Origin of the sequence: Streptococcus tangpeifui (genome assembly GCF_044503215.1) — a bacterium.
Lineage (GTDB): Bacteria > Bacillota > Bacilli > Lactobacillales > Streptococcaceae > Streptococcus > Streptococcus tangpeifui.
In genome coordinates, this window is sequence record NZ_CP172427.1 from 453,959 (window position 1) to 475,286 (window position 21,328).

Below are 21,328 nucleotides of genomic sequence, written 5' to 3' on the forward strand. Positions count from 1 at the left end.
GGAATTGATAAAAAAGGTCAAAAAAAGTCAGAAAAACTATTGACCTTTACTGACCAAAGTGGTATATTAGTATCACAGGGTTAGGAGATGAGAGGAGAGCCCTGATGAAGAAGCTGGCAGCTAAAAAATTAGATTTGGCTTTTTATTTTTTATATAAAGGTCAGAACAGTGCTTTACTCGTAGAGCTAGCTGTTCTGAAAAATTTTTCAGCTAAAGGTCAGTAATGGTCAAAAATTTAAATAGAAAAGTAGAAGAGGTAAAGCTATGAACAACAATTTTGGATTTAATAATATGGATGATATTTTCAATCAACTGATGGGGAATATGGGTGGTTTCAATTCGGAAACTCGCCGATATCGTATCAATGGCCGGGAAGTCACTCCTGAAGAATTTAACTATTACCGTCAAACCGGTCACCTGCCTAATCAAGAAGCGGTGCAAGAAGAATCTGCTCAAGCTGGCAAAGGTCAGCTCAAACAGGATGGTATTTTGGCTAAATTGGGCCGTAACTTGACTGAGGAAGCTCGTCAGGGTAAGCTGGATCCTGTAATCGGGCGGAATCAAGAAATTCAGGATACGGCTGAAATCTTGGCTCGCCGGACTAAGAATAATCCCGTTTTGGTGGGGGATGCCGGTGTTGGTAAGACTGCGGTTGTCGAAGGCTTGGCTCAAGCCATTGTCGCTGGGGATGTTCCAGCGTCAATCAAGAATAAGGAAATCATCTCTATCGATATTTCTGGTTTGGAAGCTGGTACCCAATATCGGGGGGCCTTTGAAGAAAATATCCAAAAACTGATAGATGAGGTCAAGACTGCTGGAAATATTATTCTCTTCTTTGATGAAATTCATCAAATCCTCGGAGCTGGTAGTACTGGTGACGGTCAAGGTTCAAAGGGTTTGGCCGACATTATCAAACCCGCCCTCTCTCGTGGCGAGCTGACGGTTATTGGGGCAACAACCCAAGATGAATACCGCAACACCATTTTGAAGAATGCGGCTTTGGCTCGCCGTTTCAATGAGGTCAAGGTTAATGCTCCTTCGGCAGAAGACACTTTTGCTATTTTGAGAGGCATTAGACCTCTCTATGAACAACACCATAATGTGGAATTACCAGATAAGGTCTTGAAGGCTGCGGTAGATTACTCTATTCAATATATGCCACAAAGGGCCCTGCCTGATAAGGCTATTGATTTGATTGATGTCACTGCAGCTCACTTGGCAGCTCAACATCCAGCGACCGATGTTAAAACCCTAGAAGCTGATATAGCTAAGGCGCGTGATCGTCAGCAAGCCGCGGCTGATAAGGAAGATTATGAAGCAGCTTTGGCTGAAAAGGTTAAGATCGATGAGTTGCAAAAACAAATCGATAACCACACTGAAAATCAAAAGGTTGTGGCGACTATTAATGATGTTGCTCAAGCTGTTGAGCGTATGACCGGTATTCCTGTTTCGCAAATGGGTGCTTCTGATATTGAACGCCTGAAAGAAATGGGCAGCCGCCTTAAAGGTAAAGTCATCGGCCAAGATGAAGCTGTACAGGCTGTTAGTAAGGCCATTCGCCGAAACCGTGCGGGCTTTGACGAAGGAAATCGTCCAATCGGTAGCTTCCTTTTTGTCGGACCTACTGGTGTCGGTAAGACTGAGTTGGCTAAGCAATTGGCTTTGGATATGTTTGGCACCAAGGATGCGGTTATCCGTCTGGATATGTCAGAGTACAGCGATCGAACAGCCGTTTCTAAGCTGATTGGGACAACTGCCGGCTATGTAGGCTACGATGATAACGCCAATACCTTGACCGAACGGGTCCGCCGCAATCCTTACTCCATTATCCTCCTAGATGAAATCGAAAAGGCTGATCCACAAGTTATTACTCTGCTCTTGCAAGTATTGGATGATGGCCGTCTGACTGACGGTCAAGGTAACACCGTCAACTTCAAGAATACTGTGATTATCGCAACCTCTAATGCTGGTTATAGCTTTGGGGCTGCCTCAGAAGAGGATGGTAAAGAACTCAGTCTGCGCGATAAATTGGCCCCATTCTTCCGTCCAGAATTTCTCAACCGTTTCAACGGTGTCATTGAGTTCTCTCACCTCTCGAAAGAAGATTTGAAAGAAATCGTTGATCTTATGCTGGATGAAGTTAACCACACTCTGGCTAAAAAGAATATCACATTGGAAGTGAGCGAAGCAGCCAAGGCCTACCTGATTGAGGAAGGTTACGATGAAGCCATGGGGGCTCGGCCTCTGCGTCGGGTTATTGAAGGCCAAATTCGTGATAAGGTAACAGATTTCTACCTTGATCATCTTGATGTTAAAGCACTTAAGGCCGATATGGTAGACGGACAGTTGGTCATTTCTAAAGCCTAGGTTTTTGGAGCTGATAAATTCGTTTATGAAGACTCTCGCCTCCATGAGGTGGGGGTCTTTTAGCAACTTAAAAAACGGACAGACTATCTGAGGCGTGCTATAATGAAAAAAGAAAGTGAGGCAAACTATGACGGTTATTGCTTTAACAGGGGTGACAGGCCATCTAGGCGGTCTGGTTGCTCAAGCACTAGACAGAAAAAAGATGGATTTGCGTTATTTAGCCAGACGCCCAGAGCGGGCTCCCAAGGTTGCTGGTGTTCCTGTTTTTCAATCGGCCTACGATCGATCTCAAAAAACATTAGAAGCCCTGGCTGGTGTGGATGTTCTCCTCATGGTCTCGGCTAGTGAAAGTATGGATAGATTAGAGGAGCATAAGGCTTTTATTGATAGTGCCAAAAAGGCTGGAGTCAAGCAGATTGTCTATACCTCTTTTTATGGTGCTGAGCCTGATGCGACTTTTACGCTCAGCCGCACCCATGCAGGGACAGAAAATTATATCAAAGAGCAGGGCTTTACCTATACCTTTGTTCGTGATAATTTTTACTTGGATTTCTTTGTTGAATTGGGTCGAGCCTATGGTCAAATTAAGGGCCCTGCTGGAGATGGCAAAGTTTCAGCGGTGGCCCGTCAAGATGTTGCTCAGGTCTTGGCCAAGATTTTAGAAAATCCAAGTAAATGGGCCAACCAAACTTTGAATATGACAGGGCCTGAAGAGCTGACAATGGGCGAGATAGCTCGGATTCTCAGCCAAAGTCTGGGGAAAACGGTCACTTATGTCCCAGAGACGGTCGAAGAAGCCTACGAATCCCGCAAGGCTTGGTCAGCAGAGGATTGGGAGTATGACGCTTGGGTGTCCACTTATACGGCCATTGCCAAAGGAGAACAGGCTGGGCTTTCAAATGACATCGAGCGCGTCTTGGGACGCAACCCCATCGGTCTAGCAGAACTAACCAAGTGAGAGCACTGAGCCTTAGGCAAGATAAATGAAAAAACGTTGGAATATTCCAGCGTTTTTTGCTCTGCATTTTAAAAATAACAGTCAATGCCGTGTTTCAGAAAAACAGCTTGGTAATCATAAAGATCCTCTGGATGAAGAGCTGTATAGTCAGACATTTCGTATTTGCGGTTTAGAAGTTTATATTTATTTTCTCCAAATTGATGAAAAGGGAGCAGCTGAACTTTGTCCACTTGAATATCATTAAATAGTTTTGCAAAGTGTTTGGCATCCTCTAATGAGTTATTGAAATCAGGAATAACGGGAATTCTTAAAACAATTGTTTTATTGTGTGTAAAGGCATAATTGATATTTTGAATAATAAGATTGTTATTGACACCCGTCACCTTGCGATGACGAATCGTATTGTAGTGCTTTAAATCTGTGTAAATAAAATCAACATATTGGATTAAGTCAGTAAATTTTTCGTGTTCGGCAAAAGCTGTTGTTTCAATGGCTGTGTGAAGCCCTTCTTCTTTAGCACGTTTGAGAATGGCTTTAGCAAATTCAAACTGTGCAAAAATCTCACCGCCAGATAGAGTAAGACCGCCACCGGATTCTTCATAAAAATCGACATCTTTTTTTACTTCAAATATAATATCGTCCACTGTCTTTACTTCTCCCATAATCGTTGGAAGCTTTGTTTCAGCATCCAGCATTTGTTCGGGCTGACGTTTTTGAGATTCAGGATTGGAACACCAAGGGCATCGCAAGGGACAGCCCTTTAAAAAAACAGTTGTACGAATGCCTGGGCCATCATGGATAGAGAAATGCTGAATATTGAAAATGATTCCTTTTTCACTAGTCATGGTTTTACCTTTCTTTTTGTCTTAACATTAGTTTATCATAAAAACGAAACATAAACAATTACGAACGTAAAGCCTAACTTGTTTTCTTTTTTGTTGTTTATCTGATAAAATGAACTCAGAGGTGATTATATGAAACGTTTAGATGACATTATTAATTTAGTTTCTCAGGTTAAAAAAATAGATGTTAATACCTTGTCTGAAAAATTAGGTGTATCTAAAGTAACTATCCGTAAAGATTTGGACAAATTAGAAAGCAAAGGCTTGCTGCATCGTGAGCATGGTTATGCAGTATTGAATAGCGGTGATGATTTAAATGTCAGACTTTCTTATCATTATAAGATCAAAAAAGCCATTGCGGAAAAGGCAGTTGAAATGGTCAGTGATAATGAAACGATTATGATTGAATCAGGATCGACCTGTGCTTTATTAGCGGAAGCTATTTGTCAACACAGACGCAATGTTAAAATCATTACCAATTCTTGCTTTATTGCGACTTATATTCGAAAGTATGATTCTTGCCATGTGATTTTGCTTGGTGGCAATTATCAGCCTAATTCCGAAGTCACTGTCGGCCCCTTGTTAAAAGAGATGGTCAAGTCATTTCATGTTGAAAAATTATTTGTAGGCACTGATGGTTTTGATGAGCATTTAGGTTTTATGGGAAAAGACATGATGCGCTGTGAGGTTGTTCAATATATGGCTAAATCAGCTGATGAGTTAATTGTCTTAACAGATTCAAGTAAATTTGCTAAACGCAGTTTGGTCAATCAATTTGCTTTAAGCCAAGTCTCGCAAGTCATAACAGATTCTGATGTTTCGAAAACTTTACGTGAGCACTTAAAGGCGAATCATATTAATCTAAAGTTGGTGGACTAAAAATAAAATAATAATGAAAGGCTGCTATGAATAAAGAAAGAAGACGCTTGCTGGCCAAAACAGCATACCTTTATTATATTGAAGGCAAAAGTCAGGACAAGATTTCAAAAGAAATGGATATCTATCGAACAACAGTCAGCCGCATGTTGCATCGTGCTAGAGCTGAGGGGATCGTTCAAATCAGTATTAAAGATTATGATTCCGATCTATTTGCCTTGGAAGAATATATTCGTCAAAAATATGGTTTAAAAAAAGTGGAACTTGTTGCTGATTAGTTGAGGGGAAAAGCTGATTGAGTTAAATTTTCAAAAGATCGTTTTGTCTTTGTTTTTCTTATTGTCTTGAATCCAGCTGTGTTCCTGCCATTTATCTTAGTTCCTATTATTGCAGCCTTGATTGATTATGCTTCAATTGCTATTGGCTTTATGCAACCTTTCTTAGGTGTTACCCTGCCTTGGAGAATACCTGCCATTATCTCAGGCTTTACGGTTGCAGGATGGCAAGGCGCTGTCATTCAGATCGTAATCTTGGTATTATCAACTCTCATCTATTTCCCATTCTTTAAAATACAAGATAGAATTACCTACAATGCTGAACTTGAAGCTGTAAAATCTGAATAAAAAGTAATAAAGGGTCAGTAGTCTCATTTGCAAAAACTGACTCTTTTAAAAAACAATTGAATTTTACGAAAAACAATTGCATTTTGGAAAAGATACTGTTATTATAGTTACGAAAGAAATCTATTATATTACGAACATAAAAAGGAGGAGGAAATGACAGTTCAACTTTTAACTCAAAAATATACCAATGATGTTCAAAAAAATTCTCAAAAACACTTTGGTTATTTAACAGAACGCATGTATAACTACCGTGATAAGGTTCTTGACAAGAAGCCTTACATTGATGCAGAACGTGCCCTTCTTGCTACTGAAGCTTATAAAGAACATCAGGAAAAACCAAATGTTCTTAAGCGTGCTTACATGCTTAAAAATATCTTGGAAAAAATGTCCCTCTATATTGATGATGAAACTTTGATTGTTGGCAACCAAGCTTCTAGTGATAAAGACGCACCAATCTTCCCTGAATACACCCTTGAATTTGTTTTAAACGAACTGGATCTTTTTGAAAAGCGTGATGGGGATGTTTTCTACATTACAGAAGAAACCAAAAAGCAAATTCGTGAAATTGCTCCTTTCTGGGAAAATAATAACTTGCGTGCTCGAGCAAGTGCTATGCTTCCGGATGAAGTGCAGGTGTATATGGAAACAGGTTTCTTCGGCATGGAAGGTAAGATGAATTCCGGAGATGCTCATTTGGCTGTCAATTATCAAAAACTACTTGAACAAGGACTTATCGGTTTTGAAAAGCGTACGCGTGAAGCTAAGGCCAATCTTGATTTGACAGATCCAGCCAGCATTGATAAATACCATTTTTATGATTCTATCTTGATTACAATAGAGGCTGTCAAGACTTATGCAGAGCGTTTTGCAGCTTTGGCAAAAGAAATGGCAGAGACAGCTAATGCTAAGCGCCGCAAAGAACTGCTTGACATTGCAGCGATTTGTGAACACGTACCTTACCATCCAGCTAGAAACTTTGCAGAAGCTGTGCAGTCTGTCTGGTTTATCCAATGTATTCTTCAGATTGAATCAAATGGTCACTCTCTTTCCTACGGTCGTTTTGACCAATATATGTATCCATATATGAAGGCAGATATAGAAGCAGGTCGTGAAACTGAAGAGTCAATTGTTGAGCGCTTAACCAATCTTTGGATTAAGACACTGACGATTAATAAAGTGCGCAGCCAAGCCCACACCTTCTCATCTGCGGGCTCACCGCTTTATCAAAATGTCACTATCGGCGGTCAGACACGTGATAAAAAAGATGCGGTTAACCCTTTGTCTTTCCTTGTTTTGAAATCAGTTGCCCAAACACATTTGCCGCAGCCTAACTTGACGGTTCGTTACCATGCTGGACTTGATCCAGATTTCATGAATGAAGCTATTGAAGTGATGAAACTAGGCTTTGGTATGCCAGCCTTTAACAATGATGAAATCATCATTCCGTCTTTTATCAACAAGGGTGTAACAGAAGAAGATGCTTATGATTATTCAGCAATTGGCTGTGTGGAAACGGCAGTTCCTGGTAAATGGGGCTATCGCTGTACTGGTATGAGTTATATGAACTTTCCTAAAGTATTGCTCATTACTATGAATAATGGTATTGATCCAGCTTCCGGCAAACGCTTTGCCCCAGAATTTGGTCGCTTTGTCAACATGAAGTCCTATGAAGAACTCAAGACTGCTTGGGATAAGACCCTTCGTTATTTGACGCGGATGAGTGTCATTGTAGAAAATAGCATTGACCTAAGTCTTGAACGTGAGGTTCCAGATATTCTTTGTTCAGCTTTGACTGATGACTGTATCGGTCGTGGTAAGCATTTGAAAGAAGGCGGTGCAGTCTATGACTACATTTCTGGACTTCAAGTTGGTATCGCTAATCTTTCTGACTCTCTGGCTGCTGTTAAGAAATTGGTCTTTGAAGAAAAACGTTTAACAACGGCTGAACTTTGGGAAGCTCTTCAATCAGATTATGCTGGTAAGCACGGTGAAGAAATCCGTCAAATGCTTATTAATGAAGCTCCTAAATACGGTAATGACAATGATTACGCAGACCAATTGGTATGTGATTGCTATGATGTTTATGTTGATGAAATTGCTAAATACCCTAATACACGCTATGGTCGTGGTCCAATCGGCGGTATCCGTTATTCAGGAACATCTTCTATCTCAGCCAATGTTGGACAGGGCCGCGGAACTTTAGCCACTCCTGATGGCCGTCATGCCGGAACACCGCTTGCTGAAGGCTGCTCGCCATCCCACAATATGGATAAGAATGGTCCAACATCTGTGCTTAAATCTGTTTCTAAATTACCAACGGATGAAATTGTCGGCGGAGTTCTTCTCAATCAAAAAGTAAATCCACAAACCCTAGCAAAAGAAGAGGACAAACAAAAACTTATTGCTCTGCTTCGAACCTTCTTCAACCGTCTTCACGGCTATCATATCCAGTATAATGTGGTTTCCCGCGAGACTTTGATTGACGCTCAGAAATATCCTGAAAAACATCGTGATTTGATTGTTCGTGTTGCAGGTTATTCAGCCTTCTTCAATGTTCTTTCTAAAGCAACTCAAGATGATATTATTGCACGGACAGAACACGCATTTTAAGAAAAAGAGGAAAAGAAAATGGAATTTATGCTTGACACACTCAACTTAGAGGAGATTAAAAAATGGGCTGCCATCTTGCCATTAGCCGGTGTGACATCCAACCCATCTATCGCTAAAAAAGAAGGGGAGATTGACTTTTTCGAACAGATGAAAAAGGTTCGTGCTATTGTTGGCGAAGAACCAAGTCTTCATGCTCAAGTTGTTGCAGAAGATGTGGAAGGTATCATCAAAGATGCTCATAAACTTCGAGATACACTTGGAGGCAATCTCTATATTAAAATACCTGTTTCTCCAGAAGGTCTGACAGCTATTAAGCAGCTTAAAAAAGAAGGGTTTCAAATTACAGCAACGGCTATTTATACTGTTTTTCAAGGCCTTTTGGCCATTGAAGCTGGAGCAGATTATTTAGCACCTTATTACAATCGTATGGAAAATCTTAATACAGATCCAGTTGAGGTAATCAGTCAGCTTGCTTTGGCTATTGAGCGTAAACAAGCCACTACAAAAATTTTAGCCGCAAGCTTTAAAAATGTTTCTCAAATGACCAAAGCTCTAGCTGCCGGTGCTCAAGCTGTTACCGCTGGAGCAGATATCTTTGCTGCTGGTTTTGCCAATCCGTCTATTCAAAAGGCAGTTGATGATTTTACTGCGGATTGGGAAAGTACCCAAGGACGTTCAACTATATAGTATTATAGTATTTAAAAATTTTTGAGATAAAAGGAGATCCTACGATGAGAATTTTTGCCAGTCCCTCTCGCTATATTCAGGGAGAAAATGCCTTATTTAATAATCCAAAGGCCATTATCAATTTAGGAAGTCGCCCAATTCTACTTTCTGACGAGACTGTTTATCAGATTATTGGACAGCAGTTTGAAACTTATCTTAATCAAGAAGGCCTGCTTGTAAAATATGTTCCTTTTAATGGAGAAGCTTCGACAAAAGAAATTGACCGAGTTGTCTCAATTGCAGAAGAAAACAAGAATGATTTGATTATCGGCCTTGGCGGAGGCAAGACGATTGACAGTGCAAAGGCAATTGCAGATATCCTAGAAATACCTGTTGTCATTGCTCCGACCGTAGCGTCCACAGATGCTCCAACTTCAGCCTTATCAGTTATTTACACAGAAGAAGGAGCGTTTGAAAAATATATCTTTTATTCAAAAAATCCTGATTTAGTTTTGGTAGATACGGCTGTTATCAGCAAGGCACCCGTACGGTTGTTGGCTTCAGGAATTGCTGATGGCTTGGCAACCTGGGTAGAGGCAAGAGCCGTGCTCCAAAAAAATGGCCAGACCATGGCTGGTGCCGGACAAAGTTTAGCCAGTCTTGCAATTGCTAGATCTTGTGAAGAAACTTTATTCGCTGATGGTTTGCAGGCCTTATCAGCTTGTAAAGCCAAAGTAGTGACTAAGGCTCTTGAGAATGTCATTGAAGCCAATACTTTATTAAGTGGTCTAGGATTTGAAAGCGGAGGCTTGGCTGCTGCTCATGCCATTCATAATGGATTTACAGCCCTAGAAGGAGATATTCATCATCTAACACATGGTGAAAAAGTTGCTTATGGAACATTGACACAGCTTTTCCTTGAAAACCGTCCAAAAGAAGAAATTGACAAATATATTCATTTCTATAGAGCTATTGGAATGCCAACCACTTTAGAAGAGATACACTTAGAAAATGTTGATGATTCTGAACTTCTAAAGGTCGGCAAACAGGCGACAATTGAAGGTGAGACAATCCATCAAATGCCGTTTGAAATCAGTGCTGGTGATGTTGCCCATGCACTTTTAGCAGTCGACCAGTACAGCAAGTCGCTGGAATAAAAAGCAATAAAAGTTAGTGAAGTATTCCTAATGAATAAGGAATGAAAATCAAAAAATATTAAAAGGACAGTCTGATTTTTTGAATACCAAAGAATCAGACTGTTTTGTGTTTGAAAGAGCTAGAATAGAGGTAGATCAGAAGGATGAGTAGATGTAATTGTATATAATAGACTTGTTAGAAAAACACTGCTGTTGAAATCCTTCGCTTCTTTATAATAAATAATGGCAGCTAATTGCCGATGACTTAGTGAAAAAAGTACCTAAAAAAGCATTATTATATAAAAGCCTCTCCCACTAACTAATCGTCTTGTGGTAATAGAAAGAAGATTGCTTAACTTTCCAGCCTTCTTTTCTACCTTGATTTTTAGGGGCTGACTTGCTATAATAACTTAGGATTTAGCTGATTTTCTAACTTTGAATTTCAGCTTTACTGGATAAATCAAAATTGATAAAAGGAGACTTACCCATGGGACGTAAATGGGCCAATATTGTTGCAAAAAAAACGGCTAAAGATGGTGCTAACTCAAAGGTTTATGCTAAGTTTGGTGTTGAAATTTATGCAGCTGCTAAACAAGGGGAACCAGATCCAGAATCTAATTCAGCCTTGAAATTTGTTTTGGAACGGGCTAAGCAAGCGCAAGTACCTAAACACGTTATTGATAAGGCGATTGACAAGGCTAAAGGAAATACTGATGAAACCTTTGTTGAAGGGCGTTACGAAGGTTTTGGGCCAAATGGTTCAATGATTATTGTTGATACTCTTACATCAAATGTTAATCGGACAGCAGCTAATGTTCGCTCCGCTTTTGGTAAGAATGGTGGAAACATGGGAGCTTCTGGCTCTGTTTCTTATATGTTTGACCGCAAAGGAGTCATTGTTTTCAAGGGGGATGATGCGGACAGTATTTTTGAAACCCTTCTTGAAGCTGATGTTGATGTTGATGATGTCGAAGCAGAAGATGGTAGCATCACTGTTTATACAGCTCCAACAGATCTTCATAAGGGCATGGAAGCCCTGCGTGCCAATGGTGTGGAAGAATTCCAAGTGACCGAATTAGAAATGATTCCTCAGTCAGAAGTTACCTTGTCTGGTGAAGATTTGGATGTTTTCCAAGGCTTAATTGATGTTCTGGAAGATGATGAGGATGTGCAAAAGGTTTATCACAATGTGGACCTTGATGACTAAAATATTTAGATTAGAAGAGGTAGGGAAACATTCCTTATCTCTTTTAAATGCTCAAAGATAGACAGGTTGTAGGCAGCTCAAAAGTTTTAGGAGGCCTCTTGAGGTTTCTGGAATGGATAACCTGAGCTTTAAACTATGGTGAGCTGAAAGAAGGTACAAAACCATCAAAGGTTAAGCAAATAGGATGCCTCCTGCCGAAGGGTCATTTAAGATTCTAGATAGGGCTATCTTTTTTGCCCTGTCTTATGGGCGTGTTCTATCTGCAACGGCTTATGGTTTTGATTTTCAAAGGAGATATGACTAGCTATGATAAAAAGTTGATTCTTAGAATCCGCTGCAAAGCATTACTGGGGTTCTTTGGCAGGTTTTTATAACAGAAATATTTGAAAAAATCATGAAAATATTGAAACCGTTCTCAAAAAAATGATATAATAGGATTGCGATAGGGGGCAGGAAAGGTCTGCTCTGTTAAATTTTTAGTGTCTAAGTGAGGTTGATAGATTATGGCTGTTAGAGATTTTATGACCCGAAAGGTTGTCTATGTATCACCTGATACGACCGTTGCCCATGCGGCGGATATCATGCGGGAACAAGGCTTACGCCGTTTGCCAGTTATTGAAAATGATAAATTAGTAGGGATTGTGACGGCTGGAACCATGGCTGAGAACAGTCCATCTAAGGCAACCAGTCTGTCTATTTATGAAATGAATTACCTGCTCAACAAGACCAAGATTCGTGATATCATGATCAAGGATGTGGTAACTGTGTCGCCCTTTGCCAGCGTAGAAGATGCCATCTATCTGATGATGACGCACAAGGTTGGTGTGTTGCCGGTCGAAGAAAACGGTGTGGTTTCAGGGATTATTACCGATAAAGATATTTTCCGTACCTTCTTGGAAGTCTCTGGTTATGGTGAAGAGGGGGTGCGTGTCCGTATTCTGGCTGATGATAGCGTTGGCGTTTTGGAAAAGATTGTCAGCACTATTACCAAAGAAGGTCTCAATATCCGTCGGACAGTAATTGCTGGGGCTAAGGATGGTAAGGTTGTCAATGAAATCCAAATTGATGGTAAAGCTGACATTGCTGATCTCAAGGCCAAGTTAGAAACTGTTGGCTTGGTAGTTGATGGTATTCAAGAGACGCAAGCTAAGGTTTTGTTTTAACTAGAGATTGGGAAATTCCTTGGGTAGTTCCTTTAGTTCGTCAGAAATGAAGGTTGATTGATATTCATATTTTGGAGACTGGTGGGAGAAATCTTACCAGTTTTTTGGTAAAATAAAGGTGTTATGGAAAATCTGAACACGCAAAAACAAGGGCATTTGATTACCCTTGAGGGACCTGATGGGGCTGGTAAAACCAGCGTCTTAGAAAAATTGGTCCCCTTACTAGAAGCTCAAGGCTTTCAAGTGGTGACCACTCGGGAACCTGGTGGGGTAGCTATCGCTGAGAGTATTCGTCAGGTCATTTTGGATGTCAATAATACAGCCATGGATGAAAAGACAGAGCTCTTACTTTATATCGCAGCGCGGCGACAACATTTGGTTGAGAAAGTTCTGCCGGCTTTAGCTCAAGGCAAGTTGGTTCTGATTGACCGTTTTATTGATAGTTCAGTGGCCTACCAGGGCTATGGGAGAGGCCTGTCGGTTGCTGATATTGACTGGCTTAATAATTATGCTATTGAAGAAACTAAACCAGAGTTAACCTTGCTTTTTGATCTGCCTTCAGAGGTTGGTTTGGCACGTATTGAGCAAGCTGAGGTTCGAGAAGTGAACCGTTTGGATTTGGAAAAGCTGGATCTGCATCAACGGGTGCGACAGGGGTATTTGGATTTGGCTCAGAGTCAGCCCGAGCGGATTAAGATTATTGATGCTGCTCAAGACTTAGAAAAAGTAGTCGCTGATGCTTTAGCGACTATTCAGCTGGCACTTGCAAAGGATCGAGGATGACATTAGCTGATTTACAACCTAAGATTTTTCAAGAATTTCATCATATCCTGAAGACGGGCAGACTCAGCCATGCCTACCTTTTTTCGGGGAATTTTGGCAGCTATGAAATGGCTCTTTTTCTGGCTCAAAGTCAATTTTGTGAAAACTTGCAAGATAGTCTGCCCTGTGGACAATGTCGGGAGTGCCGTTTGATTGCTGAGCGGGATTTCTCAGATGTCAAGGTAATTGAGCCTCAGGGCAATGTCATCAAGACAGATACTATTCGCGAGCTCCTGCGTGATTTTACGCGGTCGGGTTTTGAAGGCAAGTCTCAGGTTTTCATTATTCGAGATGCCGATAAAATGCACATTAATGCGGCCAACAGTCTCTTGAAATTTATTGAAGAACCTCAATCGTCTTCTTACATGATTCTTCTGACGTCAGACGAGAGCAAGGTCCTGCCAACAATCAAGAGTCGCTGTCAGATTTTTCGTTTTCCAAAGAATCAAGAGTATTTAAAAAATCGCTTGGAGCAAAATGGTCTTTTAAAAGCTAAGGCTAGCTTGATTGCCGCTGTGGCTGATGATGAAGCTTCAGCGTTAGCGTTGACAGAAATGACTAAATTTGACGACTTGTGTCGCAGTTTAGAAAAATTTATTGCTGGCTTAGATAAGGATCCTGACCAGTCTTTTTTGCAAGTGACACGTCTAGCTAGTTTAGTAACTGATAAAGCGGAGCAAGATTTGGCTTTTAAACTCTTGCTGGTGATGCTGGGACGGACTCGGCAACCTCGTCAGGTTACTAAGGTTTATCAAGCTAGACAGATGTGGCTTAGTAATGTCAGTTTTCAAAATGTTTTAGAATATATGGTGTTAGAATGACAGAAGTAATAGGGGTAAAATATGAGGAAAATGATCTCATTTCCTATGTTTTGCCAGACCAAACTTATGAAAAAAAAGATTTAGTGGTGGTTCGCTTGCGTAAGGGCAATCGTCTGGCTCAGGTGGTTCAGGCTAATATTGATTTAAAAGAAGCTGATCTGCCTGTTAAGATGGATCGGGTTCTAGGGCTGGCCCGGCAAGAGGATCTTGACCGCCATCAAGCTAATCGTCGTTATGCTCATGATAATATAGCGGCGGTTAATCAGATGATTACCAAATGTCAATTAGATATGAAGCTCGTTAATATTGCCTTTCCTTTGGATCGCAGTCATGTCTTCATTTCCTTTACAGCTGAGCATCGGGTGGATTTCAGACAGTTGCTTAAGGATCTAGCTGCTCATTTCCGAGCACGGATTGAATTGCGGCAGATTAATACCCGTGAGGAAGCGAAAATCTTTGGCGGTCTGGGTCCTTGCGGCCGCCCCCTTTGCTGTTCCAGTTTCCTCGGTGATTTTCCGCCGGTTTCGATTAAGATGGTTAAGAATCAAGGCCTTTCTCTCAATACTGGTAAGACAACTGGCCTTTGTGGTCGTTTGCTCTGTTGTCTCAGTTTTGAAGATGATTTTTACCGAGAAGCCAAGCAGAAATTTCCTGATTTCGGCAGCCCAGTAGAGACTGCTGAAGGTAGGGGGACTGTGGCAGGGATGGATGTCTTTGCTGAAACTGTTAAGGTTCGTTTTGAAGATCGGGCTAGCTTGTTGACCTATAGTTTGGAGGAGATTAGCTTACATGGATAAAAATGAACTCTTTGCTGCCTTCGACGATGTTTCCAATAATTTGATGGAAAATTTTGCTCAGGTCGAATTGATGAAGAAGAAGATGCAGGAAATCATGGAGGAAAATTCCCAGCTGCGGTTGGAAAATGCCAAACTGCGGGAACGTCTATCTGATGTCGATGAGAAAATGCCTGCCAAATCTTTCAGTCAGGGCCGAGAAAATTTAGAGTCTATCTATGAGGATGGTTTTCATGTCTGCAACAATGATTATGGCAAACGCCGTGATAATAACGAAGATTGTCTCTTTTGTATGGAATTATTGAACAGGGAGTAGGGCATGCAGCTGCAAAAATCTTTTAAGGGAGAAGAGGGGACAGGAAAGCTCTACCTCGTGCCGACTCCAATCGGAAACTTGCAGGATATGACCTATCGCTCGGTAGAAATCCTCAAATCTGTTGATTTTATCTGTGCCGAGGATACTAGGAATACTGGCCTTCTGCTCAAGCATTTTGAAATTGCTACCAAGCAGATTTCCTTCCATGAACACAATGCTTATGAGAAGATTCCGGCTCTCTTGAATTTGCTGTTGGCTGGGAAAAATTTAGCTCAGGTTTCCGATGCCGGTCTACCTAGCATTTCTGACCCAGGTCATGATTTGGTGCAAGCAGCTATTGAACAGGGGATTTCTGTGGTTGCCTTGCCGGGGGCTTCGGCTGGGATTACAGCCTTGATTGCCAGTGGTCTAGCTCCTCAGCCTCATGTCTTTTATGGTTTTTTACCGCGCAAGAAGGGGCAGCAGGAGGAATTCTTCAAACAGAAGCTGACCTATCCAGAAACACAGATTTTCTATGAATCTCCTTATCGCTTAGTGGATACTCTGACCAATATGAGATCAATCTATGGCGACCGTCAAGCGGTCTTGGTGAGGGAACTGACCAAGATTTATGAGGAATATCAGCGGGGATCAATTTCTGAAATCCTCGGCCATCTGGCGCATACTCCTGCCAAGGGGGAGTGTCTCTTGATTGTCTCTGGCTCGAGTGGTCAGCAAGCACAAGCTGCTGAGCTGGATGATTCGGCGATTACAGGTTTAGTGGAAGAAGCGATTGCTCAAGGTGTCAAGCCCAATAAGGCCATTAAAGAAGTCGCTAAGACTTATCAGCTCAACCGCCAAGAGGTTTATAAGCTTTATCACGATTTATAAGGATCAGGCATTTTTGGCATGGATTCATAAATTGATAGACAAACAAAACACTTCTATTGGAACTAGTATAAGTAGGAAAACAGGAGTGTTTTTAGTATACCTAAATTGTCAAATTAGCTTGGGCAAGCTGACTTAGAAAAATTTGATGAAGTATTTGATAGTTGGAAGACTTATGTGGGATTGTATTTTTGCCATCTTTGTCAAGAGTTGCATACTGGATGGCTTATGTTCGAGTTTGAGGGCACCGGAAGAATAATAAGCTTATTCGCCCCTTGCTCCAATTATGCTGACTTAAAAATTAACTCATATTCTAGTCCACAGGAGGTGGCCCTTATGTCTGAAAAAATTTTTATGAAAAAAGGCGCTTTACAGGTGCCTGATTATCCAATTATTTCTTATATCCAAGGGGATGGTATCGGTCAGGATATCTGGAAAAATGTCCGTCGCATTATTGATGAAGTCATAAAAAAGGTTTATGCAGGCTGCCGCCAGATTGACTGGCAAGAGGTCTTGGCGGGTGAAAAGGCCTTTACCTTGACTGGTCAATCTTTGCCGAAGCAGACTTTGTCAGTGATTAAAGAAAATCTGATTGCTATCAAGGGACCTTTGGGGACGCCAGTCGGACAAGGCAGACGTTCGCTTAACGTAGCTCTGCGTCAAGAATTAGATCTCTTTGCCTGTGTGCGTCCTATCCGTTATTTCAAGGGTGTGCCCAGCCCGCTCAAGGAACCTGAAAAAACTCAGATGACCATCTTTCGTGAAAATACCGAAGATATTTATGCAGGTATTGAATGGGAGGTCGGAACGGCGGAGGTTAAAAAAGTTATCAATTTCTTACAAGAAGAAATGGCTGTCAAGAAGATTCGCTTCCCTGAGACCTCAGCCATTGGCATCAAACCGATTTCAGTTCAGGGAAGTGAAAGGCTGATTCGTTCTGCTATAGATTATGCTCTGACCCATGGTCTAACAAAAGTCACCCTAGTCCATAAGGGCAATATTCAAAAATTTACCGAGGGTGGTTTCAGAAAATGGGGCTATGAATTGGCCCAGCGAGACTATGCCGAAGCCCTTGCAGATGGCTGCTTGGTCATCGATGATATCATTGCTGATAATTTCTTTCAGCAGATATTGCTTCATCCGGAAAACTTTCAAGTGGTGGCTCTGACTAATCTTAACGGCGATTACGCCAGTGATGCTTTAGCTGCACAGGTTGGTGGAATCGGCATTTCCCCGGGTGCTAATATCAACTATGAAACGGGTCATGCTATTTTTGAAGCGACCCATGGAACAGCACCGGATATTGCAGGTCAGAATAAGGCTAATCCTTGTTCCTTGCTCTTATCAGCTGTTATGATGTTGGACTACATGGGATGGACAGAAGCTGCCGATCAGATTGAAGCTGCGCTAGAAGAAACGATTCAGGCTAAACAGGTCACGGCTGATTTTGCTTCTGCTATGGATGTTGAGGCCCTCTCGACTAGCGATTTTGCTCAGAAGATTATTGACAAACTTTAAGACAGGAGACAGGCTGACCGACGAAAAAATGTTAGTATGATTTTATTCTATTTACCTGTACTGGCTGGACAAGTGATTCATCTTAATCATATTAGCAGTCAGTAGCTAATTGGCTCTCTCAAAGTTGGCTATAAAACTTTCAGTTTTAAGAATTAGTCCCAGCAGCTCAAAAGGCTGGGAACAAACTTGTCCAGTATTTCTGTTTTGGAATAACCTCTTAGCACAATGGTTGGGAGCAAGACTTGTTGGCTATGCCAGCAACTTAGTCTTACCCCTGCACAGTTCATGACGTGCTTTAGCACCAATGAATCACTGCTGGCTGGTTTTGGTTTTCCTTTTGCCACAAGTCCAAAGCGGAAAACTAAACGAATGTGATGACCATCGTTCATCTTATTTCCATCTCAAAAGCTCCCTCAGACCTCTTGAATTGTGCGGGAGTGGGTTAAAAAGATTTGGGAGACCTTTGTAATCGGGAAATGAAGCCTGCAAAGTAAGTGTCAAAAACGGTCTGGGGGGAGATCGTTTCAGATTATCACTTTAAAACCAGAACGTAGTGAGAACCAAAATTTTCAATTTTGGGGTTGATTCCATTCTTTTTTACCCCATCAACTATCTATTTTTGAAAATATTCGGATTTAGCTAAAATAAAGGAATCGTTTTCATGAAAATCTTTACAAGATTCAGACAACTATGCTACAATAAAGCCATTAAAATTTTGGAGGTGTCGTTATGACTGTTTACAATTTCTCAGCAGGACCTGCTACTTTACCTAAACCAGTTTTGGAACAAGCACGTGATGAGCTGCTTGATTATCAAGGTTCCGGAATGTCCGTGCTAGAAATGTCCCATCGCTCTCCAGAATTCGACAACATTATTAAAGATGCGGAAGGACTCTTGCGAGAATTGATGGCTATTCCTGCTAATTACAAGGTCATGTTCTTGCAAGGTGGGGCTTCCCTCCAATTCACCATGGTGCCGCTCAATCTTGCTCAGGGCAAGAAGGCTTATTATTTGGTTGGCGGTTCTTGGGGTAAGAAGGCCTACAATGAGGCAGTCAAATTATCCAAAACAATTCCTTTTGAACCGATTCTCTTGGCTTCTTCAGAAGATACGGTCTATGACCATATTCCTGACTTTGATCCAGCTAGTATTGATAAAGATGCGGCCTATGTCCACATCACGACGAACAATACGATTGAAGGAACGTCTATCTATGATCTGCCAGACACTAACGGTGTTCCAATTGTGGCGGATATGTCTTCCAATATTTTAGCAGCGCGTTACAATGTAGAAGATTTTGCTTTGATTTACGCTGGCGCTCAAAAAAATATTGGCCCAGCGGGGGTGACCGTGGTTATTGTCAGAGAAGACTTTCTCAATGATCAGCCCCAATTATCTGCTATGCTGGACTACCGTATTCAGGCAGAAGCAGGTTCGCTTTACAATACGCCGCCAGCTTATAGTATCTACATTTCAAAACTTGTCTTTGAATGGGTGAAGAATACTATCGGCGGAGTTGATCAGATGGCAGAGATCAATCGTGAAAAATCTGGCCTGCTCTATGATTTCATCGAGCAATCTGACTTCTATACCAGTCCTGTAAAAAACGTTAAAGACCGTTCTGTCACTAACATTCCTTTTGTGACCCCAAGTAAGGAATTGGATGCTGAATTTGTCGCTCAGGCTGATAAACTTGGCTTCAAGAATATCAAGGGTCACCGCAGTGTCGGCGGTATGCGGGCTAGTCTGTATAACGCCTTTCCAAAACAAGGCGTTTTGGATTTGCTCGATTTCATGAAGCAGTTTGAAGATCAACATAAGTAGAGAATGGAACTAATCTCTTTTTGATATGTGTAAGTAGGAGAGAATAATGGAAATTCGTCTGGCCCATCCGAACGAAGTGGACAAAATCATGACAATTATTGAAGAAGCGAGGAGCTACTTGGCTCAATCAGGTAGTGACCAATGGCAAAATGGTTATCCGAGTCAAGAGGATATCTTTGAAGATGTCCTCGAGGGACACGCTTGGGTGGGCCTAGAGGAAGGACTCTTGGTGGCCTATGCTGCAGTTATTGAAGGTCATGAACCTGCCTACGATGGTATTTATGATGGCAAGTGGGAACACAATAATTATCGTTATGTTACCTTTCATCGAATTGCTTTGGCGGATTCAGCCCGAGGACGGGGGGTGGCTCAAATCTTTTTGCAGGGTCTGATTGAAGGGCACGATGGTCCGGATTTTCGCTGTGACACACACGAGAAAAATAAGGCCATGCAGCATATCTTAGAAAAATTAGGCTACCACTACTGTGGGAAAGTTGTTTATGAGGGTGAGCGTTTGGCTTATCAAAAAATTAAGTCAAAGGCTGAAAAAGGCTTTTATCAGGAAGTGGATGAGGCTGATCATCATATCATCTAGACTGGTGAAAAGAGCTATCAGGCTAGTGTTCCTAGATAGCTCTTTTCGTATTAGTTTTTAATAATAGATTATAACAAGGAGTAAATTATGGTTTACAGTGTAAAAACCTTCAATAATATCAATCAAGTTGGCTTAAAAGAATTGGGGAATAAATTTCAGGTTGATGGGGATTTAGCAGAAAACCCAGATGCTTATATTATCCGAAGTCAGAATTTGCACGATTATGCCTTTCCGAGCAATCTTAAGGCTATTGCGCGTGCCGGTGCAGGGACGAACAATATTCCGATTGATCGGGCAACAGAAAGTGGAATTGTCGTCTTTAACACCCCTGGTGCTAATGCCAATGCGGTGAAAGAGGCTGTGACGGCATCTATTCTTTTATCGGCGCGTGATTACATTTCAGCTAACGCTTGGGTTAATGGGCTTTCAGGTGATGATGTGCCTAAGCAGATTGAAGCTGGAAAAAAACAATTTGCCGGTACTGAAATCCGAGGAAAAACACTGGGTGTTATTGGGCTTGGAGCTATCGGCGCCCGTATTGCTAATGATGCCAGACGCTTAGGTATGTCGGTTCTGGGTTACGATCCCTACGTTTCTATTGAAGCGGCTTGGAATATCTCCCACCATGTCAAGCGGGTTCAAGATATCAAGGAAATATTCGCCAATGCTGACTATATTACCGTGCATGTTCCTCTGACAGACGATACCCGTGAGACCTTTAATGCTGAGGCTTTTGCCCTTATGAATAAGGGAACCACCATTATCAACTTTGCTCGAGGAGAATTAGTTAATCATCAAGATCTTTTTGAAGCCATCGAAGCAGGCGTAGTCAAACGCTACATCACAGATTTTGGCAGCGAAGAATTGCTCAATAAAGACAAGATTACGGTCTTTCCGCATGTGGGCGGCTCGACAGCGGAAGCAGAGCTCAATTGTGCCATAATGGCCAGTCAGGAAATTCGTCAGTTTATCGAAACTGGTGAAATCACCAATTCAGTTAATTTTCCCAATATGCACCAAGCTCTCGAGGCCCCTTACCGTATCACTTTGATCAACCGCAATGTTCCTAATATCGTGGCTAAGATTTCGACAGCGGTTTCTGATGCTAACATCAATATTGCCAATATTCTCAACCGTTCCAAGGGGGATTTTGCCTACACTTTGCTGGATCTAGATGAAACCGATAAAGAGAAGATTAATGCTCTAGTAGCGGCCTTTGAAGCCAGTGACAATATCATCAAGGTACGCTTGATTAAGGCTTATAAGTGAACCCCTGTTCTTTTGCCAAAAACAATGTCTCTTTGAAGGCATTGTTTTTTCTAT

The 21,328-nt window shown here is 41.5% G+C and carries 18 protein-coding genes and 2 pseudogenes; 19 read left to right on the plus strand and 1 reads right to left on the minus strand.

Features of this window, described 5'->3' with window-relative positions; all coding sequences use genetic code 11:
- The first annotated feature begins 264 nt into the window (after positions 1-264).
- Together ACFSN5_RS02215 and ACFSN5_RS02220 are read left to right on the plus strand one after the other, a co-directional pair.
- Positions 265-2,367, plus strand: a complete 2,103-nt coding sequence (locus ACFSN5_RS02215; RefSeq protein WP_165209008.1) for an ATP-dependent Clp protease ATP-binding subunit — start codon at positions 265-267, stop codon at positions 2,365-2,367.
- 127 nt (positions 2,368-2,494) lie between these two features.
- Positions 2,495-3,325, plus strand: a complete 831-nt coding sequence (locus ACFSN5_RS02220) for an SDR family oxidoreductase (RefSeq protein WP_165329224.1) — start codon at positions 2,495-2,497, stop codon at positions 3,323-3,325.
- 68 nt (positions 3,326-3,393) lie between these two features.
- Here the strand turns inward: ACFSN5_RS02220 and ACFSN5_RS02225 are convergent, their stop codons facing one another.
- A complete protein-coding gene (locus ACFSN5_RS02225; protein ID WP_165329223.1) occupies positions 3,394-4,170 on the minus strand; it encodes a glycyl-radical enzyme activating protein in 777 nt (258 codons plus the stop codon).
- 129 nt (positions 4,171-4,299) lie between these two features.
- Here ACFSN5_RS02225 and ACFSN5_RS02230 point away from each other — a divergent pair, with 129 nt between their 5' ends.
- From ACFSN5_RS02230 to ACFSN5_RS02310, 17 genes and pseudogenes are all read left to right on the plus strand, one after another.
- Complete coding sequence (locus tag ACFSN5_RS02230) at positions 4,300-5,046, plus strand: DeoR/GlpR family DNA-binding transcription regulator (RefSeq protein WP_165329222.1); 747 nt, start codon at positions 4,300-4,302, stop codon at positions 5,044-5,046.
- Between the two features lie 26 nt (positions 5,047-5,072).
- A pseudogene (locus ACFSN5_RS02235) lies at positions 5,073-5,312 on the plus strand (helix-turn-helix domain-containing protein); the annotation flags it as partial.
- Between the two features lie 54 nt (positions 5,313-5,366).
- Positions 5,367-5,666: pseudogene (locus ACFSN5_RS02240) on the plus strand (PTS sugar transporter subunit IIC); the annotation flags it as partial.
- A 153-nt stretch (positions 5,667-5,819) separates the two neighbouring features.
- Complete coding sequence (locus ACFSN5_RS02245; RefSeq protein WP_165329220.1) at positions 5,820-8,276, plus strand: glycyl radical protein; 2,457 nt, start codon at positions 5,820-5,822, stop codon at positions 8,274-8,276.
- An 18-nt stretch (positions 8,277-8,294) separates the two neighbouring features.
- On the plus strand, positions 8,295-8,963 hold the full coding sequence (locus ACFSN5_RS02250) for a fructose-6-phosphate aldolase (protein WP_165209024.1): 669 nt from the start codon (positions 8,295-8,297) through the stop codon (positions 8,961-8,963).
- Between the two features lie 44 nt (positions 8,964-9,007).
- Positions 9,008-10,099 carry a glycerol dehydrogenase gene (locus ACFSN5_RS02255; RefSeq protein ID WP_165209027.1) on the plus strand — a complete coding sequence of 364 codons (1,092 nt, stop codon included), beginning with the start codon at positions 9,008-9,010 and terminating at the stop codon, positions 10,097-10,099.
- 466 nt (positions 10,100-10,565) lie between these two features.
- On the plus strand, positions 10,566-11,285 hold the full coding sequence (locus ACFSN5_RS02260) for a YebC/PmpR family DNA-binding transcriptional regulator (protein WP_165209030.1): 720 nt from the start codon (positions 10,566-10,568) through the stop codon (positions 11,283-11,285).
- A 503-nt stretch (positions 11,286-11,788) separates the two neighbouring features.
- Complete coding sequence (locus ACFSN5_RS02265) at positions 11,789-12,448, plus strand: CBS domain-containing protein (RefSeq protein ID WP_165209033.1); 660 nt, start codon at positions 11,789-11,791, stop codon at positions 12,446-12,448.
- Positions 12,449-12,571: 123 nt separating this feature from the next.
- Positions 12,572-13,231 (plus strand): dTMP kinase, encoded by a 660-nt coding sequence (gene tmk / locus ACFSN5_RS02270; RefSeq protein ID WP_165209036.1) that lies wholly within the window; start codon positions 12,572-12,574, stop codon positions 13,229-13,231.
- Positions 13,228-14,091, plus strand: a complete 864-nt coding sequence (locus tag ACFSN5_RS02275; RefSeq protein WP_165209039.1) for a DNA polymerase III subunit delta' — start codon at positions 13,228-13,230, stop codon at positions 14,089-14,091. Before tmk ends, ACFSN5_RS02275 begins: the two co-directional genes overlap by 4 nt.
- Positions 14,088-14,888, plus strand: coding sequence for a PSP1 domain-containing protein (locus ACFSN5_RS02280; RefSeq protein WP_165209042.1), 801 nt, complete (start codon positions 14,088-14,090; stop codon positions 14,886-14,888). The genes ACFSN5_RS02275 and ACFSN5_RS02280 overlap by 4 nt, the downstream gene beginning before the upstream one ends.
- On the plus strand, positions 14,881-15,201 hold the full coding sequence (yabA, locus tag ACFSN5_RS02285) for a DNA replication initiation control protein YabA (protein WP_004225156.1): 321 nt from the start codon (positions 14,881-14,883) through the stop codon (positions 15,199-15,201). Before ACFSN5_RS02280 ends, yabA begins: the two co-directional genes overlap by 8 nt.
- A 3-nt stretch (positions 15,202-15,204) precedes the next feature.
- Complete coding sequence (gene rsmI / locus ACFSN5_RS02290; protein WP_165329219.1) at positions 15,205-16,071, plus strand: 16S rRNA (cytidine(1402)-2'-O)-methyltransferase; 867 nt, start codon at positions 15,205-15,207, stop codon at positions 16,069-16,071.
- 333 nt (positions 16,072-16,404) lie between these two features.
- Positions 16,405-17,586 carry an NADP-dependent isocitrate dehydrogenase gene (gene icd, locus ACFSN5_RS02295; RefSeq protein WP_165209048.1) on the plus strand — a complete coding sequence of 394 codons (1,182 nt, stop codon included), beginning with the start codon at positions 16,405-16,407 and terminating at the stop codon, positions 17,584-17,586.
- Between the two features lie 729 nt (positions 17,587-18,315).
- Positions 18,316-19,410 (plus strand): 3-phosphoserine/phosphohydroxythreonine transaminase, encoded by a 1,095-nt coding sequence (gene serC, locus ACFSN5_RS02300; RefSeq protein ID WP_165329218.1) that lies wholly within the window; start codon positions 18,316-18,318, stop codon positions 19,408-19,410.
- A 46-nt stretch (positions 19,411-19,456) separates the two neighbouring features.
- A complete protein-coding gene (locus tag ACFSN5_RS02305; RefSeq protein WP_165209054.1) occupies positions 19,457-20,005 on the plus strand; it encodes a GNAT family N-acetyltransferase in 549 nt (182 codons plus the stop codon).
- A gap of 87 nt (positions 20,006-20,092) precedes the next feature.
- Positions 20,093-21,274 (plus strand): phosphoglycerate dehydrogenase, encoded by a 1,182-nt coding sequence (locus tag ACFSN5_RS02310; protein WP_165329217.1) that lies wholly within the window; start codon positions 20,093-20,095, stop codon positions 21,272-21,274.
- The last annotated feature ends 54 nt before the right edge of the window (positions 21,275-21,328 follow it).

Coding starts and splice junctions, on each gene's coding strand:
- ACFSN5_RS02265 (WP_165209033.1), top strand. CDS start 11,789: ATGGCTGTTAGAGATTTTATGACCCGAAAGGTTGTCTATGTATCACCT.
- ACFSN5_RS02275 (WP_165209039.1), top strand. CDS start 13,228: ATGACATTAGCTGATTTACAACCTAAGATTTTTCAAGAATTTCATCAT.
- ACFSN5_RS02280 (WP_165209042.1), top strand. CDS start 14,088: ATGACAGAAGTAATAGGGGTAAAATATGAGGAAAATGATCTCATTTCC.
- rsmI (WP_165329219.1), top strand. CDS start 15,205: ATGCAGCTGCAAAAATCTTTTAAGGGAGAAGAGGGGACAGGAAAGCTC.
- ACFSN5_RS02250 (WP_165209024.1), top strand. CDS start 8,295: ATGGAATTTATGCTTGACACACTCAACTTAGAGGAGATTAAAAAATGG.
- ACFSN5_RS02215 (WP_165209008.1), top strand. CDS start 265: ATGAACAACAATTTTGGATTTAATAATATGGATGATATTTTCAATCAA.
- ACFSN5_RS02255 (WP_165209027.1), top strand. CDS start 9,008: ATGAGAATTTTTGCCAGTCCCTCTCGCTATATTCAGGGAGAAAATGCC.
- ACFSN5_RS02310 (WP_165329217.1), top strand. CDS start 20,093: ATGGTTTACAGTGTAAAAACCTTCAATAATATCAATCAAGTTGGCTTA.
- icd (WP_165209048.1), top strand. CDS start 16,405: ATGTCTGAAAAAATTTTTATGAAAAAAGGCGCTTTACAGGTGCCTGAT.
- tmk (WP_165209036.1), top strand. CDS start 12,572: ATGGAAAATCTGAACACGCAAAAACAAGGGCATTTGATTACCCTTGAG.
- ACFSN5_RS02225 (WP_165329223.1), bottom strand. CDS start 4,170: ATGACTAGTGAAAAAGGAATCATTTTCAATATTCAGCATTTCTCTATC.
- ACFSN5_RS02245 (WP_165329220.1), top strand. CDS start 5,820: ATGACAGTTCAACTTTTAACTCAAAAATATACCAATGATGTTCAAAAA.
- ACFSN5_RS02230 (WP_165329222.1), top strand. CDS start 4,300: ATGAAACGTTTAGATGACATTATTAATTTAGTTTCTCAGGTTAAAAAA.
- ACFSN5_RS02220 (WP_165329224.1), top strand. CDS start 2,495: ATGACGGTTATTGCTTTAACAGGGGTGACAGGCCATCTAGGCGGTCTG.
- serC (WP_165329218.1), top strand. CDS start 18,316: ATGACTGTTTACAATTTCTCAGCAGGACCTGCTACTTTACCTAAACCA.
- yabA (WP_004225156.1), top strand. CDS start 14,881: ATGGATAAAAATGAACTCTTTGCTGCCTTCGACGATGTTTCCAATAAT.
- ACFSN5_RS02305 (WP_165209054.1), top strand. CDS start 19,457: ATGGAAATTCGTCTGGCCCATCCGAACGAAGTGGACAAAATCATGACA.
- ACFSN5_RS02260 (WP_165209030.1), top strand. CDS start 10,566: ATGGGACGTAAATGGGCCAATATTGTTGCAAAAAAAACGGCTAAAGAT.